Raw genomic sequence first — 15,666 nt, forward strand, 5'->3', positions numbered from 1 at the left:
GCCCTTTATTTAGGATAACTCCCTGGTCGCATTTGTCGATCATCCCTTCATACTCCACTTTTTTGGCTTAGAACCAACGTGTTCCTCAAATAAGCGGGTAAAATGGCTAAGATTGGAAAAGCCAAGCCGATATCCGGTTTCCGACACCGTAAGGTTTTCTTCACGCAGCAGGCGGGCGGCTTCCTGCATCCGGATGTGCTGAAAATAATCGTACAAGCCCATGCCAAAAACTTGTGTGAATAATTTACGCAGCTTTAGCTCATTCATCCCGGCTATTTTTACCAGTTCCTTTACGGGAGTAGGTTCGTTCAGTTTTACCATCAGGGCATCCCGTACCTTATAAATTGCCTTCAGTTCATCAACGCTGATGTTGCCGTACGTGCTTTCCTTTCTTTTCCTTAAATCACGGAATAAAAAATACAGCAACTCTACTGTTTTCAATCTGTAGAAGAAAGCGGGCAATGCGGGTTGCTTACGGGTGCTGCTGATTTCATTGGCAACCCGGACAATATCTGCGGACATGAATTCTTCAATAAAAAACTGGTTTTCGTGTCCGAATAAAAAAATGAAACGCGAGTGCTCCTCTTTTAAAAGCGACTGTAAATAATCCAGACTTATTATAACTGAAATCAGCTTCCGATGCGAATGTTTCGGCAGTTGAATGCTCGCTCCTGCCTGTAAAGACATGATTTGTATACTCGGTAATTCTTCTAGCAAAGCCGTTTTTTGGGGAGCGGTCTCTTCGAGTCCATCATCAAAAAAGTTATTGAAGGCAATCAAGATCCCGTGTTTAATCGCGGTTATAGCCCCCCGTTTGAACGTGAATTCCTTTTTGGATACCATGCTCCGTATCATTAGTGCAAACTCCGGCAGAAAATCAAAAATCTGGACGTTGTTTAGCTCAACGCTGTGCAAAAAATCGTCATGAACCTCGCTGGATAGCTGTACGCCCAGGCGATCTGCCATTGCCGCCATTTTTTCAAAGTGCTGTTGACTGCCTGACCCCGGCTCCATGTTTACGACTAATTTTAGTAGTTATCGCGCTATTTTAAGCCTAAAAGCTAGTCTTCCTTTGCAAAAGAATTAAAAAAAGGAAAGCAAATATGATAAAGTCAGTTTTAATTTCAGGTGCCAGTATTGCAGGGCTTACCATGGCATATTGGATGAAACGATATGGCTACCAGGTAACCGTCGTCGAAATTGGTCCTGCCCCCAGAATGGGTGGTTCACCCATCGATGTACGTGGCGATTCATTGGACACGGCCAAAAGAATGGGCATACTCGATGCCATAAAAGCCGCGAAATTGCCATCGGTTGGCCTTGAATTCATGAATGCAGCCGGTGAAGTGGAAGGAATAAAGCGGGTTGAGGAAATCGGGGCGATCCGGCCTGGTGAGGATACGGAGATTCGCCGGGATGATCTAGTCAACATTTTATACGAAAATGCAAAAGGCGGCATTGATTATCGATTCAACAACCGCGTAGTCGACTTGACGCAACAGGAAGATGCGGTAACGGTTACCTTTCAAGACGGAACAGTAGAAAAGTATGACTTCGTGATTGGTGCCGATGGCATTCACTCAGGAGTGAGAAAGCTCGCTTTTGGGCCCGAAGAACAGTTTGCCCATTTTTTGAATTTTTATTTTTCCGTTTTCCCTACCGACACAAGCCTGGGTAAGAAAAATTATGGACAGATTTATACCACACCTACCAATCTGGCCCTGGTCTACTTTTACAATGAAGATTATGCGGACGGATTTTTAACGTTTAAAGCGAAAGAAAAGATCAGTTACAACAGGTATGATATAGACGCTCAAAAGCGACTTGTCATTGATGCCTTTGAGGGCCTGGGCTGGAAAGTACCCCAGTTGATCGACGAATTAAAAAAAGCCGATACGTTTTATTTTGACCAGGGTTGTCAAATAAAAATGCCTGCCTGGACAACTGGCAGAGTCGCCTTAATTGGTGATGCAGGGTATGCTCCGGCCTTCCCGACAGGTATGGGAAGCACTTTGGCCATACAGGGAGCTACCGTTCTGGCCGATGCAATGGCTGAAAATGACCAGTATGAAGTAGCTTTTCAACAATACAACGAAACCTTCCGGCCAACTGTCGAGGCATTGCAGGCAACCGTTTATGACGGCCTTTCCTTCTTAATGCCCGAAACCCAGGAAGCCATTAACATTCGCAACAAAGGGACGCAATAAAACAGGCTGATCGAGCTGACAACGCCGTGATTAGCGTTTATTTGTGTATATTCCATTCCCTTAACTACACTAAATGTCATGGCCACAATTACAGCGAGCATTCAGCGAACGCTTTATGAAACGCATCTTTCAACGGATTCGCAGGTTATTGTTGCTGATGAACCCGTTGACATTGGTGGACAGGATAAAGGCATGCGACCGGGCGAGCTGTTGGCGGGATCGCTGGCCGCCTGTACCGTCATGACCTTGAGAATGTATGCCGACCGGAAAGGCTGGCCGCTCGAATCGGCGGTTGCCCATGTCGACTACACCAATGATCCGGAAACCAAGCGGTCACTGTTCACAGTACGATTGATCCTGAACGGTAGCCTCAACGACGAACAACGAGCCAGGTTACTGGAAATGGCTGACCGATGTCCTGTGCATCGGACCCTGCAAAATCCCATTGATTTCAACACCATTCTGGTTGAAGACATGCGATCTACCAGGAAATTATCAAGCATTACGGAAGCCACGGATTAAGTCATTTATTTAGCAGCCAACAGCCCATGAACTCCTCCGAACCTACACCTGACATCACCAAAACGTATACCAACGGCGAGATTACCGTTGTCTGGAAGCCGAACGTATGCATCCACTCGAAACTTTGCTGGACACAGTTGGCTGACGTTTTTAATCCAAGAGAGCGCCCCTGGATCAGGATGGACGGCGCAACCACAGAACGCATTGCCGAACAGGTCGACCGTTGCCCATCCAAAGCATTAAGCTATTTCCGAAATCAGGAAAACATCCAACCAGAGAACATCCAGGCCGAAAGCATTGTAGAACCCATGCCCAACGGTCCGCTGCTGGTGTATGGAAATTTAAAAGTAAAAAGTCCCGACGGCCAGGAAACGCAGAAAAACAAAGTCACAGCTTTTTGTCGATGCGGAGCCAGCAGCAACAAACCGTACTGTGACGGTTCACATGTCAGGATTGGCTTTGTTGGTTGACAAAAGCCGAATCTGGATAGGTAATTGACCAATGCTTAGTCGGGTAGCATCGAACTCAAATCCGATCCGTGCGTTGGATAAGCGAACAATGTGTTTCCCAGGTCTTTAGCCGAAATGCGGTGCTTTATGGCCAGGGTGAATAAATTGATCACTTCGTCGCAGCCAGCGCCCAGCAAATGCGCACCGACAATTTCCTTTGTTTCTGTATCGACCAGCGTTTTAAACGCGGAGAAGGACTCGTTGATTCGTCGGCTGCTGTACCAGTCGCTGGTTTCCTGAAACGTCACCTTTACTTTCCTCCCCTGCGCATGGGCCTGCTCCTCCGTTAAGCCAACCGACGCCAACGTTGGCAAGGTGTACACGGCTGATGGCGTTGGGGTGTCCTGATACGTCTGTCGATTCCCATTCAATATATTATCAATGACTATGTTGCCTTCGTAGGAAGCTAAGGGTGTAAGGGGCAACCCTTTATCGGCGACATCACCACAGGCATACACAATCGAATTTGACACGCTTTGCAGGAATTCATTGACCAATACGCCTTTTTTGCCGACCTCGACACCCGCTGTCTCTAAACCCAGTTCAGCCGAATTGACCACGCGCCCGGCCGCGTGAACGACAAGATTAGTCGATACAGAGTGGCTCTTCTTTTCCTGCGTGTACGCTACGGTTAACTCGTCTTCTTTTCCCGAAACAGCCGTTACGGTGGCGTTCAGCATAATGCGTATGCCAATGGATTCCATCGCTTTGACCAGCACTGCCACCAAATCGGCATCGAAACCCTCCAGCGGTCGCTCACCCTGATGCAGAATGGTCACCTGTGCCCCGGCCCGAGCTGCAATGTGCGCAAACTCAAAGGCAATGTAGCCACCGCCAACCATTACAATCTTATCGGGTAGCTGTGGAAGATCCAGAAACCCCGTGCTGTCAATCAGTAGTTCCTCACCAGGAATGTCAAGTGGCTTAGGCTCCAGTCCTGTCGCCAAAACGATATGGTCTGCCTGCAACTCATCCTCCCCGACGCGGACTGTATTCGCAGACGAAAACGAAGCGACGCCGTGGAAAGCCTGGATACCAAGGTCAGCGAATTTGATTTCAGTTCGTTGGGGTACCGGATTCGTAAATGTTTTCTTGAACGTCATCAGTTCAGGCCAGTCGATAGCAGGTTGATGAGTGACCCCTTTGCCAATCATCTGTTCGGATCGGGCGATGATCTCAGCGGCCCCAACCAGTACTTTTTTGGGATCACAACCCCGTTGTGAGCATGTCCCGCCAAAAGGTAATTTATCAATGATGGCCACCGCTTTACCGGCTTCCCGGGCTTTCTGCGCAACTGTAGCCCCAGCCGAACCCGTGCCAATGACAATTAAATCAAAAACCAGCATACAACCTGTGAATGGTGAAGAGTTAGATCTATAACACAAAATGAGCAGTATTGGCTAAAAAAAAGTGGCTGATTCAGGTGAATCAGCCACTTTCTTCAAATAAAATGTCTAATCAAAAATAATTACGCGACAGCCTCGTACAACTCCTCCCGCTGCGCCTTGACACGCTCGTCGGTGAGGTACTCATCGTAAGTCATGAGTTTATCCAGAATACCGGCCGGGGTAATTTCAATGACGCGGTTAGCAACCGTCTGCACAAACTGGTGGTCATGGGACGTAAACAAAATTGGTCCTTTAAAATCGATCAGACCATTGTTCAACGATTCGATTGATTCCAGATCGAGGTGGTTGGTTGGTTCATCGAGCATGAGGAGGTTAGCCCCGGAAAGCATCATTTTCGATAGCATACAGCGTACTTTTTCGCCCCCGCTCAGTACCGTCGCTTTCTTGAGTGATTCTTCGCCCGAGAACAACATGCGACCCAGGAAACCGCGAATAAAGCTCTCGTCTTTTTCTACCGAATACTGACGCAACCAATCGACCAGGTTCAGGTCCGTCTGGAAAAACTTCTCCTTCTCGGCGTCTGTCGGGAAATAAGACATGGTGATGGTAACGCCCCAGCGGAACGTACCCGAATCGGCTTTACGTTCACCCGCCAAAATGTCCAGTAGTGCCGAAACGGCCAGTCCATCCCGGCTATAGAGGAAAATCTTATCCTGCTTATTGACTGTGAACGACAGGTTTTCAAACAACTTCGTCCCATCTTCGGCTGTATACGTCAGATTTTCAACCGTCAGAATCTGATCGCCAGGCTCGCGCTCTGGTTTGAAGTTAACGTAGGGGTATTTCCGGGATGATGGCTGAATATCTTCCAGAGTAAGTTTTTCCAGCAACTTGGCACGACTCGTCGCCTGTTTCGATTTAGATGCGTTGGCGGAGAAACGACGAATGAATTCTTCAAGTTCTTTCCGTTTGTCTTCCGTTTTCTTGTTCTGGTCCTGGCGTTGTTTCAGAGCAAGCTGGCTTGACTCGTACCAGAACGAGTAGTTCCCGGCAAAAAGCTTAACCTTGCTGAAATCCACGTCGACAATTTGCGTACAGACCTGGTCCAGGAAGTGCCGGTCGTGGGATACCACGATCACGGTGTTGTTGAAATTGGCCAGGAAGTTTTCAAGCCAGATCACCGACTCTACATCGAGGTTGTTGGTCGGCTCGTCAAGCAGCAACACATCGGGACTACCAAACAAAGCCTGAGCCAGCAGAACGCGCACTTTTTCGGAGCCGTTGATTTCACTCATCAGCGTATAGTGCATGTCCTCTTTAATACCAAGACCCGACAGCAGACTAGCGGCATCTGATTCGGCATCCCAGCCGTTCATTTCGGCAAATTCGGCCTCAAGTTCAGCGGCTTTTTCCCCGTCGGCATCCGTAAATTCGCTTTTGGCATACAGGATGTCTTTCTCCTGCATGATGTCATACAGGCGTTGGTTCCCCATAATAACCGTTTGCAGCACGGGATATTCGTCGTAGGCGGACTGATTCTGGCTTAGGACCGACATCCGTTCGCCAGGGGTCATAACGACCGAACCCGTCTGCGGCTCGATTTCGCCCGATAATATCTTAAGAAACGTTGATTTACCGGCTCCGTTGGCGCCAATAACGCCATAACAGTTGCCGGATGTGAATTTTATAGTTACGTCGTCGAAAAGCACCCGCTTACCATAGCGCAGTGAGACGTTTTGGACCGATATCATGACGTGATCTCCTGTTCAGATTGAGCCGCAAAGGTACGAATTTTTAGCGAGAAATCCGGGCTGTCCACGATATGCATCTACGACGACAAAACGGAATGCCCAGCCGTGGTATTTCACTTTTCCCGAACACACCGAAAGCCGAGATTATTGCTCCCGCTGCTTATTTCGCCCTTGCCCCGACTACCGGCCTTGTACCGGATGCAATACTGATCGCTGCACAGAAACGACCCGCCCCGCTGCACATGCTTGACAGCGCCCGGCTCTTCGGGATCATAACTATCGGTAGGGCCTTGCGGATCACTTTTGGGCGATTTACTATAATAGTCAGGCCGGTATAAATCCTGGCACCATTCCCATACATTGCCATCCATATCATACAATCCATACGGATTGGCCGGAAATGATTTAATGGGGGCTACGCCCGCAAAGCCATCTTCGGTCGTGTTATGGGCCGGAAAATCACCCTGATAGATATTGGCAATCCACTTCCCGGCGGGCTTTAGTTCATTGCCCCAATAATACGTCCGATTCCCTTTCCCTCCCTGGGCGGCAAATTCCCATTCGGCCTCGGTGGGTAGCCGTTTTCCGGCCCATTTGGCATAGGCCGTGGCATCCTCATAACTGACGTGTATAACAGGTTCATTCTCATGCCCGACCAGGTTACTTTTGGGGCCGTTTGGATGGTTCCAGCTAGCTCCCTTCACATATTCCCACCACTGCAAGGGGTTTGCCAGAGAGACTTTTTGGGCCGGGGGCGTAAAAACCGCCGAGCCGGGCACCAGTTGCTCAGCCGGAACGCCCGGATAATCGGCGGGATTGAGTGGGCGCTCAGCTACCGTTACATAATTTGTGGCCGATACAAAACGGGCGAATTCGGCGTTGGTTACCTCGTGTTCGTCCATCCAGAAGCCTTTTACCGTAACCGAATGCACGGGCCGGGCGTCCGGGAACTCGTCGGCACCCATTAGAAACGTCCCACCCGGAATCCAGACCATTTCTTTCGTTCCCGGCGCTCCTGAGCCAGCACCCGAAGCCGCCGTGCGAATAGCCGCCGAGCGCGACGGCATTCCTTTGGCAACGCAAGTAGCCCCCGTGTCAGCCGTCATGGCCTGCTCGTTTGCCGATTTATCTGTGGAATTACAAGCGAACAATCCAGCCAAAAGAGCGCAGCTCAGTACTGTATTCAGTCCGTTATAGTTTACTTTCCAGAAGGGTAAGTGCCTCATCATCCTTGTACTTCTGTATTTGCCCCTTTAGCCTCGTTTTCAAATCCGCCGTTACGGCTTCGTAACCGTTCATGCCGTACAGATTGTGCAGGTTGTGCGGGTCTTTTTTAACGTCATATAACTCCCAAAAATTCTTCGGTCCATAGAACCGCGCCAATGTATATTGGTCTGTCCGAATGCCAAAATGCGGATACACGTGATGTGGCTCGGGGTACTCATAATAGTGGTAATACGCTTCTTTGCGCCAGGGAATTTTCTGTCCTTTTAACAACGGCAGAAACGACTCGCCCTGAATCGCCTTGGGAACGGCGGTGCCAGTCAGGTTCAGCAGTGTGGGTGCCCAATCGATATTCGAAATCAGGTCGCGGATTTGCGTACCTGGCTTAATAACCCCCGGATAACGAATAACAAAGGGCGTTTTCAGCGATTCTTCGTAGATAAATCGCTTGTCGAACCAACCATGTTCGCCGAGGTAAAAACCCTGGTCAGAGGCATAAATGACCACCGTATTTTTGGCCAGGCCGCTCTTATCCAGATGATTCAGTAATTGGCCAATGTTACGGTCCAGTGAATTAGCAACCGATAAATAATCTTTCAGATAGCGTTGGTATTTCCATTCGGCCAGGGCACGACCGGAAAGTTTTTTGGCGTCGAACTCCTTGCTGATTTTGTTTTCGTAATAGTCGTAGAAAGGGTTTTTCTGTTCGGGCGTAAACCGATTAAAAATACCGCTGTTTTCGTAGTCAGCGTGTACTTTCAGGTCTTCTTTCAGGCGCATGGTTTTTTCGATGGTCATGTCCTGATCTTTGGCCGCTTCACGACCGGCATAATCATCGTAAAAAGTCGGTGGGAGCGGGAAATTGACCTTATCATAAGCGCCCAGATCAGGGGCGTCGGGTAACCATTCCCGGTGGGTCGCCTTGTGCCCGACAACCAGAAAAAACGGCTTCGATTTGTCGCGTTGATTAAGCCAGTCAATCGACAACTTGGTAATCACATTGGTTACGTAGCCAGGATAGCGAACCGATTCATTTTTCGAGTTGATAAACTCCGAATTGTAATAGTGTCCATGCCCAGGCAGCACATTCAGGTAGTCGAATCCATGCGGTAAACTACCCAGGTGCATTTTGCCCACCCAGGCCGTTTGGTAGCCATTTTTCTGCAACTCTTCCGTAAATACCGGCTGATTTACATCAAATACTTTTTCATTCAGTTTATAGCCGTTCAGATGGCTAAATTTTCCGGTAAGCAGAGTCGCTCGACTTGGTCCGCAAATCGAGTTAGTCACAATATTTGTGTATAAAATAGCGCCTTCGTTGGCGATACGATCAATATTTGGGGTTTTGGCCAGCTTGCTTCCATACGCACTGATAGCCTGGGAGGTATGGTCATCGGAGAAGATAAAGATGATGTTGGGCGGAACGGCATTCTGGCGGGCGGGCGAAGCTGCCTCCTGCTTTTTGGTGGTACTACCAGATACCACCAGCAGACCGGATAGCAGCGCGCCAATGGCAAGAATAGACAGTACGGTATTTTTTCGGTTCATAACGGGTTTATGAAATAGGCTCAGGTAGGCCGTCTCCAGGTAAAGGCTAACCTTAGCCTGTTTTTACTTTTTAGCGATATGCGTTTGTGAGTTCAATACTAAAATTTTGCGTTTAAGCCCCCAGCTTAACCAATTCTTGCCACGAAATCAGGCCGATGGCCAGTACGGCTAATCCTAATCCAATTTTGTTGGCCGTCGATAGCTTCTCCCGAAAGAAGAGCATGGCCATCAGGGCAGCCACTAAAATAACACCAATGTTGTAGAGCGGGTACACAAAGGCGCCATTACTACCAAAAGCCGACAGGGCCAGTAAGAGCGTATAGAAACTAAGAAAATTAGGAACACCCAGGGTTACAGCGCCTATCAGGCTTTTAGCCTGAATCGTTTCTTTCCCCTGAATGACCCGCACAATCAACATACCAAGACCAGCCACAATAGCCCCTAACACCATGGTCAGGGTTACCTGAACGGTTTTGTCGGCAGATGGAATGTAGTGCAGATTCATGTAATTGATCATGGTGTTGGTGGCACCATAAAACAGAAATACACCGACTGGCAGCAGGATATTTAAGCCTAATCTGCCCGACTGCCGTCTCTGAGCATCGCCCTGTTTTTCCGCACGTTGCTCTTTTTTGTAGGTACTCAGACCAACCGCAACAAGGGCAAGCACCAACCCTAGGTAATTGAGTGTATTGAAGCCCGATGCTCCACCGCCCGTCCGGAAGACAAACAAACTGAAACAGACTGGAATGACCAGCGACAGGTTATTGGCCAGTGATGTCGCTGTAATCCCCGTTCGCTGGGTCGATGCCCCCGATAACAGAAACGTCAGAATAAACCCCACGCCAAGCCCCAGCGATAGCCACGTCCAGGTTTGCGAAAAATCAATGGTAAACGATTGCCCGGCAGGTAGCAATAGCCAACCTGTCAGGAAACAGATCGGGTAGTTGAAAACAATGGCCTGAAAGGTATTGATTTCGTAGCGCGGAAACAGCCGGAAGTTTAGCAGCAGAAATACCGAAAGTAGAATACTTAGGCTTAAAAAGAACATGATCGGCAGGTATCGGATTGGTAATTTTGGGCCTAAGTTACTCCACTGTTCGGTTGTCCGCTTATCTTTAAAGGCGGTTTACGCATCAATTCTGAAAACAGCCACTCCGTTATGAACCTGGATTTACGCCTGCTGATTGCTCTTCTGTGGTTTCCGGCAACCTTGGTATTCGGGCAGCAGAAACTATCGGTTTCAGCAACGGTGGTTCCTACCTATTCGCATACGTTTTATAATTCCCGTTTTTTTTACCCCAACAGCGCTGGACAGATCGTAGAGCCCATTTACATGAGTGGCAAACGGTGGGCTCCGGGGTATTCGGCGGGGGTGTCTGTTCTGTACAACTACGCACCGGGCTGGTCGGTGGCGTCGGGCATCTGGTATCAACAGTTAACCACACGGCAGGCCCGCCAGACAGCGGCTGGCGAGGGGACAACAACTGTCCGTAACCGAGCCATTCGCATTCCCATACTACTCAATTATGCCACGTCAGCGAAACGCTTATCACCGTATTTCTCATTGGGCTTCCTGACCGATATTCCTATGTCGGCACGGGTGGTCGTTGTGCGGTCGGGTCAGTCAACGCAGAACCTTATTCTGGAGGCTAATAGACGACCTGTTTTTAACCTTATGCTGGGAGCCGGGGCCAAATACCAGTTGAATCGTCGGTATACGCTGATGGCTCAACCCATATGGACCTATCAACTGGGGCAACTGGGTGGCGCCAATACCGATAACCCAAGGTTTGAACTTAGCCTGCTTACACAGGTAGCGTATTCATTTTAGGGTTGTGCAGAGGCTGGTGTTTCATTATACCAAATAGGCTCCAATTACCCATTTTTTAGGCTAGTTCACTGAACGATCAGATTAAATTCCGGGGTAGTGGGAACATAGCCCAGGGGCGTCAGCAACGACCCAACCATCTGGATAAGTGGGCCGTGAGGACACAGCCCACCAAGAAGCGAGATACGACCCATGGAGAAGAGAACACAGTTCTCCAACGAGAACCTAACCACTTAATACAGTTCGTTGGCATTGATCCTTCTAAGCGTATCGCTGATGTCCAGGCGTATCTTCCTATTCCCTCAGTAAGGCAGGTGAATCTTGCAGTAACCGCATCCGGTATGCATTCATAGCCGTTTGGCCGAGTTGGTTCACAAGTCGGTAGTTGACCACGATGCCAACAGCGGCTCCAATGCCGGGAATCAATTGCGCCATCTTGGCCAGATCAATGTAGTCACGGTATTCCTGCTGAAAGGTCAGCCAATCGAACTGATTGATGTCATTGGGTAACTGGCGGCTGTGCTCCGGCCAGTTGGCGATATGCTGATAAACCACCTGCCGACGCTCCTGACTCGAAAAGGCCAGTTGGAAAACGTACAAGATAAAAACCCGCTCGCGGTAATCGCTGGCAGAATACCCATAGAGGCTCGCTATTTCAAACAGCATTTTCATTTTCAAGCTGAGCAATAGCGGAAAATCAGCCAGGCCCAGCAGTATACCGCCCGCGCCCGTAACACCCCCTTCGGCGGCACTCGTTTTCTTGTAAAATTCGATACGCCGGGCCACAGCCGCATCACGCTGAATCAATGTCTGACCGGCTACGGGGGGGCGATTCAGGAAATCAACCCCGAACAAAACCGCTCGGGTCATCTGCTTGATAGTCGCCGTAATGAGGGCATGGATACGGTCCGGAATGATTCGGTTAATCCGCTTTTGTACCGATGTAGAAAGCCTCCCAAAGGTTGAGGGCGGCTTTTGCATGGCCTGCTGCCAACGAATCAGTTCGGTCTGGACGGCTTGTTCATATGGAGTCATGCTGCTAATTTTGGCAAAAAAGTGGTATCTTCATCGAATCAAAAGACCCGTAAGCTTGTTGAAATTATATGCATATTCATAAATCCCGACGTCGCAAGTTAGTAGGTATGATGAATGTCCTGGTTGTCATGGTGGCTCTGGTATTCATTTATTTTGCCAGCACCGGACACAAAACCATACCAGCCCCTACGACTAAACCCGTAGATGTTGCCACTAAGAAAACCAAAACCATTGCTCATCTGGATGTTTACGATCAGTTGAATCTGAGCAAAGTGGGCTTACAGAAAAGCGTTTTTGAATACGCCCTCCGCGGCTGGCAAAAAATCGACACGGCTAAATCAATGCTGACGATTGTTGATCTCAGCCAGCCTTCTTCCCACAAACGGTTGTATGTAGTTGACTTATTTCATAAGAAGCTACTATTTAATACCTACGTTTCGCACGGACGTAATTCCGGCGATCTGGTGGCCAACCGGTTCTCCAATGCCCAATCGTCGTTTCAAAGCAGCCTGGGTTTTTATCAGACGCTCAATACGTACATGGGCAAACACGGCCTTTCGCTGCAATTGAAAGGGCTGGAAAAAGGCTTTAACGATAATGTGTTCAACCGAAATATCGTTCTGCACGGAGCCGATTACGTTTGTGAGGATATTATTCGCAAAACAGGTCGTCTCGGTCGTAGTCAGGGATGTCCGGCCGTACCGTATGCCGAATCGAAAGGCATCATTCAGGCTGTCAAGGGCGGTTCCTGCCTGTTCGTTTACTCGCCTAACCCCGATTACCTGAAACAATCCGCTTACTTAGCCAGCGAGTACACGTCTTTGTAAAAATGCAGCTTGCCGCTGGCATCAACATCGGCGATATTGTACGTAATAAAGACCGGAAACTTCTTTGGAATGGGGAGCGTACGGGGTTTCTGGTCAATTAAGCATTTGTTCATAAACGCAGCATCGAAGGTGTTGGCGCCTAATACCAGGTTAGCCAGTTCGACGGGTTTCTGAACACGCACACAGCCGTGGCTGCGCCAGTGATCTTTGGTACTCGTGAACAGGTCACGGCTATTTGTATCATGGAGGTAAATGGCCAGTGGGTTTGCCAGGTTGAACTTCAGCAACCCAAGTGAGTTCTCGCAACCCGACGCCTGCCGAACACGGTACGGAAAATTCGTCTCGGATAGGCTCTCCCAGTCAATTTCTTCCGGGTCAACTTCGTGTTCCTTTTCGTCCAGAATCTGGAGATTCTGGTTGTAGATGTACGACAGGTCCCGTTTCATCCGGGGAAGCATTTCTTCCAAAGCAATGTTTTTCGGTACGTTCCAATACGGATACATGACAATGTCCTGAATGTAAGTGGTCATGCAGGGCGTCATCTTATCCGGCTTACCCGAGATGACCTGCATCGGTAATAACCGTTTGCCGCTCCGGTCAAATACATTCAACTCACCGGCCGGAATATTGACCAGCACAAATTGGTCAGGATCAAACCGATTGACGTACCGATAGAAATTAAGCGTCTGCCGAATTAACCGCAATGAGTCGGCCAGAGCTGGATTTCCGGTTCCTTGCTTGCGGATTCTGTTGTAATGTCCAACCAGTTGTTTGTAGGGTGTAAAGGTAGTCAGAGCCGCCAACGAACTGGGTTCCGCTTTAGCAGACCAGTTGGAATCTACCGTTTCTTTCAGGCCGTTGAATGCCATGCGGGAAGGCTTCTTTCCGTAGCGAATCTCCATCATGACATCCGCTAGAACTTCCTCATTATGGGCAACATCAGCGCTGAGTGTATAACGAGAGGTGTCAATCCCCATCGAGTCAGCGTACCGACATGCCTGGTGCACTAACTGAGCGACCTGCCGGGCCGAGGCTTCTGATTTTTCCTTCTCAATTTTTGCCTGATCTGTCTTTTCGTCTTTGTTTGTGAACAGGTACTTTCCAACAAAGAACAGAACAACCAGACCCACAACCACTGCTACGCCAATTCCTATTCTTCGGTTATCCATGTGTATTTATTCAGTATGCTTACATCATATAACACCAAATACCACTATTGGTTGTAACATTGCCGCCAAAAGCAGGTCCAGACGCCGTTAGCCACTTGAGGAAGCCACGATATACACCCTTCATTTTTTCTGTTTTAGCGATCACGTCCCTCGCGTCCTGTCGGGTATTTAAAGCCCAGCCGCCAGCCAAATTGTCGGATACGTATTGCTCGCCCACGATTCAATATGCATATGATTCGACGCAACTGCCCCTGCCCAACATTCGGTTGATTCTTCAGGCCGACACCGGCCTAACGCGCCAGTACTCACAACACGACTTACTGCTAGCCAATGCGGTGGGCATTTTACCTTTGCTGAAGGACTTGACAAGACTGGAAAAAAGTGCGAAACTAGACGACCGTCTGGAAAGTATCCATAAACGGCAGCAAATTCTCAACCGCCTGCTGCTGGCTTCTACCCAAATCGCGGGACTAGCCGCCGAACTGGACTGCGAAGGCGAACGGGCCGACCAAATTGCCACGTATCTGGATCAGCACGATACCAAACGCATTAGGCGGCTAACTATCTTATCCGTCGTGCTGGGCGCTGCAACAACCATAGCCACGGCTTTGATTCATGCCGATGGCGCCAATAAAGTGGTAGGTGTAAGCGGTGGGGTAATCAGCGCCGGATTCGGTGGACTGGCCGCTTTTTCGTCAAACCGCTCGGTGAATTTCCGGCATGAACGCAATCTATTGACGGACATCTGGCTACAGCCCAAACAGTCGTCGGTGTATCCGCCCGTGGTTTGGTATGTACTGAATGAAACCCTGTTCAGCAACCTTGGCGACCATCCCATTAGCTATAATATTCGTCAGCGCTGGCAGAACTATGTACTCGCTGATGTTCCGGCAACGCAGCCGGAACTATATTTTGGAAAGGGGGGCGATTATCAGGCCGACGATCTGCATAACCGGGCCAATATGCTCAACCAACTCCAGTCTTCTGTTCGATCCATCAATCAGGATTTACAAAGTCTAGTCCTAGCGCTGGCCCGGTAACAAAACGCCGAAGTCCAGAAAGCAATTGCTTTCTGGACTTCGGCGTTTTTGGGTTTATACCAATTTATTGCTTGGACGCCGTTGGCATCAGTACGGTATCGATTGAATGGACGATACCGTTTGTGGCTTCAACATCGGCCTGGTTGATAGTCGCCGTATTTCCTGCCCCGTCGGTAATGGTTAGGTTATCGCCCTGCTTGCCTACCGTCAGCGTTCCGCCCGTAACGGTTTTTAATTTCTGACCGTCCTGCAACTGGTCGGCGGTAAACTTGCCCTTCACCACGTGATAGGCCAGCAGTTTTATCAATTTAGGTTTGCCTTCGGGCTTCCATAATTCAGCCACTGATTCGGACGGGAGTTTTTCAAAAGCCTCATTGGTTGGAGCAAAAACGGTATAAGGTCCTTTGCCGCTGGCCTGCTCGGTTAAGCCTGATACGCGCAAAGCCCGAAACAAGATCGTGTGGTTGGCCGATTTGGCAGCACTAATTGCCAGGTCCTTTCCCGTCGACGTGCCCGTCTTGGCCGTTGTCGTCGTTGTAGTGGTTTGGCTTGCTGAGTTCTGACTTTGTGCAACAACAAAAGTGTGCGAACCCACCAATAGTGTAAATGATAATGCCAAGCCTAAAAACGGTGTCTTATTCATTTGGATTTAGT

General features: G+C 49.2%; 16 protein-coding genes. 6 read left to right on the forward strand and 10 right to left on the reverse strand.

The features are described from left to right. Positions 1-39: 39 nt before the first annotated feature. Entirely contained in the window at positions 40-1,014 is a 975-nt protein-coding gene (locus tag SD10_RS14210; protein ID WP_052731189.1) for a helix-turn-helix transcriptional regulator, read from the reverse strand. Between the two features lie 137 nt (positions 1,015-1,151). Here SD10_RS14210 and SD10_RS14215 point away from each other — a divergent pair, with 137 nt between their 5' ends. From SD10_RS14215 to SD10_RS14225, 3 genes are all read left to right on the forward strand, one after another. After that, positions 1,152-2,207, forward strand: a complete 1,056-nt coding sequence (locus SD10_RS14215) for an FAD-dependent monooxygenase (RefSeq protein ID WP_158500569.1) — start codon at positions 1,152-1,154, stop codon at positions 2,205-2,207. 78 nt (positions 2,208-2,285) lie between these two features. After that, positions 2,286-2,729, forward strand: a complete 444-nt coding sequence (locus SD10_RS14220) for an OsmC family protein (RefSeq protein WP_046574482.1) — start codon at positions 2,286-2,288, stop codon at positions 2,727-2,729. A gap of 26 nt (positions 2,730-2,755) precedes the next feature. Further along, positions 2,756-3,199, forward strand: coding sequence for a (4Fe-4S)-binding protein (locus SD10_RS14225; RefSeq protein ID WP_046574484.1), 444 nt, complete (start codon positions 2,756-2,758; stop codon positions 3,197-3,199). Between the two features lie 35 nt (positions 3,200-3,234). Here SD10_RS14225 and SD10_RS14230 read toward each other — a convergent pair whose 3' ends face one another. The 5 genes from SD10_RS14230 to SD10_RS14250 form a co-directional block, all read right to left on the reverse strand. Further along, positions 3,235-4,584 carry a dihydrolipoyl dehydrogenase family protein gene (locus tag SD10_RS14230; RefSeq protein ID WP_046574485.1) on the reverse strand — a complete coding sequence of 450 codons (1,350 nt, stop codon included), beginning with the start codon at positions 4,582-4,584 and terminating at the stop codon, positions 3,235-3,237. A gap of 122 nt (positions 4,585-4,706) precedes the next feature. Beyond that, the gene (locus SD10_RS14235; RefSeq protein WP_046574486.1) at positions 4,707-6,338 is read right to left on the reverse strand and encodes an ABC-F family ATP-binding cassette domain-containing protein; all 1,632 of its coding nucleotides are present in this window, start codon (positions 6,336-6,338) and stop codon (positions 4,707-4,709) included. Between the two features lie 113 nt (positions 6,339-6,451). Further along, entirely contained in the window at positions 6,452-7,444 is a 993-nt protein-coding gene (locus tag SD10_RS14240) for a formylglycine-generating enzyme family protein (protein ID WP_148562445.1), read from the reverse strand. 85 nt (positions 7,445-7,529) lie between these two features. Next, positions 7,530-9,110: a sulfatase family protein gene (locus SD10_RS14245; protein ID WP_046574490.1), complete on the reverse strand. Its 1,581-nt coding sequence runs from the start codon at positions 9,108-9,110 to the stop codon at positions 7,530-7,532. 112 nt (positions 9,111-9,222) lie between these two features. Beyond that, positions 9,223-10,161, reverse strand: coding sequence for a hypothetical protein (locus SD10_RS14250; RefSeq protein ID WP_046574492.1), 939 nt, complete (start codon positions 10,159-10,161; stop codon positions 9,223-9,225). Between the two features lie 111 nt (positions 10,162-10,272). Between SD10_RS14250 and SD10_RS14255 the strand changes: the two genes are divergently transcribed. Continuing rightward, on the forward strand, positions 10,273-10,944 hold the full coding sequence (locus SD10_RS14255) for an outer membrane beta-barrel protein (protein WP_046574494.1): 672 nt from the start codon (positions 10,273-10,275) through the stop codon (positions 10,942-10,944). A 65-nt stretch (positions 10,945-11,009) separates the two neighbouring features. On the opposite strand, the gene SD10_RS30285 is transcribed toward SD10_RS14255, so the two are convergent. Together SD10_RS30285 and SD10_RS14260 are read right to left on the reverse strand one after the other, a co-directional pair. Further along, on the reverse strand, positions 11,010-11,135 hold the full coding sequence (locus SD10_RS30285; protein WP_262507417.1) for a hypothetical protein: 126 nt from the start codon (positions 11,133-11,135) through the stop codon (positions 11,010-11,012). Between the two features lie 100 nt (positions 11,136-11,235). Next, on the reverse strand, positions 11,236-11,976 hold the full coding sequence (locus SD10_RS14260) for an EcsC family protein (RefSeq protein WP_046574495.1): 741 nt from the start codon (positions 11,974-11,976) through the stop codon (positions 11,236-11,238). A 107-nt stretch (positions 11,977-12,083) separates the two neighbouring features. Here SD10_RS14260 and SD10_RS14265 point away from each other — a divergent pair, with 107 nt between their 5' ends. After that, positions 12,084-12,803 carry a murein L,D-transpeptidase catalytic domain family protein gene (locus SD10_RS14265; RefSeq protein WP_046574498.1) on the forward strand — a complete coding sequence of 240 codons (720 nt, stop codon included), beginning with the start codon at positions 12,084-12,086 and terminating at the stop codon, positions 12,801-12,803. Here the strand turns inward: SD10_RS14265 and SD10_RS14270 are convergent. Next, positions 12,773-13,972 (reverse strand): L,D-transpeptidase family protein, encoded by a 1,200-nt coding sequence (locus SD10_RS14270; protein ID WP_046574499.1) that lies wholly within the window; start codon positions 13,970-13,972, stop codon positions 12,773-12,775. The two genes, SD10_RS14265 and SD10_RS14270, sit on opposite strands and share 31 nt — an antisense overlap. A gap of 95 nt (positions 13,973-14,067) precedes the next feature. Between SD10_RS14270 and SD10_RS14275 the strand changes: the two genes are divergently transcribed. After that, the gene (locus SD10_RS14275) at positions 14,068-15,012 is read left to right on the forward strand and encodes a hypothetical protein (RefSeq protein WP_227699218.1); all 945 of its coding nucleotides are present in this window, start codon (positions 14,068-14,070) and stop codon (positions 15,010-15,012) included. Positions 15,013-15,076: 64 nt separating this feature from the next. Here SD10_RS14275 and SD10_RS14280 read toward each other — a convergent pair whose 3' ends face one another. Then, positions 15,077-15,655: a fasciclin domain-containing protein gene (locus SD10_RS14280; RefSeq protein ID WP_046574501.1), complete on the reverse strand. Its 579-nt coding sequence runs from the start codon at positions 15,653-15,655 to the stop codon at positions 15,077-15,079. Positions 15,656-15,666: the final 11 nt, after the last annotated feature.

It is taken from the genome of Spirosoma radiotolerans (genome assembly GCF_000974425.1).
GTDB lineage: Bacteria > Bacteroidota > Bacteroidia > Cytophagales > Spirosomataceae > Spirosoma > Spirosoma radiotolerans.

Bases quoted from the DNA above. Each gene is read 5' to 3' on its own strand.
- SD10_RS30285 (WP_262507417.1), bottom strand. From the start codon at position 11,135: ATGGGTCGTATCTCGCTTCTTGGTGGGCTGTGTCCTCACGGCCCACTT.
- SD10_RS14250 (WP_046574492.1), bottom strand. From the start codon at position 10,161: ATGTTCTTTTTAAGCCTAAGTATTCTACTTTCGGTATTTCTGCTGCTA.
- SD10_RS14210 (WP_052731189.1), bottom strand. From the start codon at position 1,014: ATGGAGCCGGGGTCAGGCAGTCAACAGCACTTTGAAAAAATGGCGGCA.
- SD10_RS14270 (WP_046574499.1), bottom strand. From the start codon at position 13,972: ATGGATAACCGAAGAATAGGAATTGGCGTAGCAGTGGTTGTGGGTCTG.
- SD10_RS14220 (WP_046574482.1), top strand. From the start codon at position 2,286: ATGGCCACAATTACAGCGAGCATTCAGCGAACGCTTTATGAAACGCAT.
- SD10_RS14240 (WP_148562445.1), bottom strand. From the start codon at position 7,444: ATGACGGCTGACACGGGGGCTACTTGCGTTGCCAAAGGAATGCCGTCG.
- SD10_RS14230 (WP_046574485.1), bottom strand. From the start codon at position 4,584: ATGCTGGTTTTTGATTTAATTGTCATTGGCACGGGTTCGGCTGGGGCT.
- SD10_RS14255 (WP_046574494.1), top strand. From the start codon at position 10,273: ATGAACCTGGATTTACGCCTGCTGATTGCTCTTCTGTGGTTTCCGGCA.
- SD10_RS14245 (WP_046574490.1), bottom strand. From the start codon at position 9,110: ATGAACCGAAAAAATACCGTACTGTCTATTCTTGCCATTGGCGCGCTG.
- SD10_RS14260 (WP_046574495.1), bottom strand. From the start codon at position 11,976: ATGACTCCATATGAACAAGCCGTCCAGACCGAACTGATTCGTTGGCAG.
- SD10_RS14215 (WP_158500569.1), top strand. From the start codon at position 1,152: ATGGCATATTGGATGAAACGATATGGCTACCAGGTAACCGTCGTCGAA.
- SD10_RS14280 (WP_046574501.1), bottom strand. From the start codon at position 15,655: ATGAATAAGACACCGTTTTTAGGCTTGGCATTATCATTTACACTATTG.
- SD10_RS14235 (WP_046574486.1), bottom strand. From the start codon at position 6,338: ATGATATCGGTCCAAAACGTCTCACTGCGCTATGGTAAGCGGGTGCTT.
- SD10_RS14225 (WP_046574484.1), top strand. From the start codon at position 2,756: ATGAACTCCTCCGAACCTACACCTGACATCACCAAAACGTATACCAAC.
- SD10_RS14265 (WP_046574498.1), top strand. From the start codon at position 12,084: ATGATGAATGTCCTGGTTGTCATGGTGGCTCTGGTATTCATTTATTTT.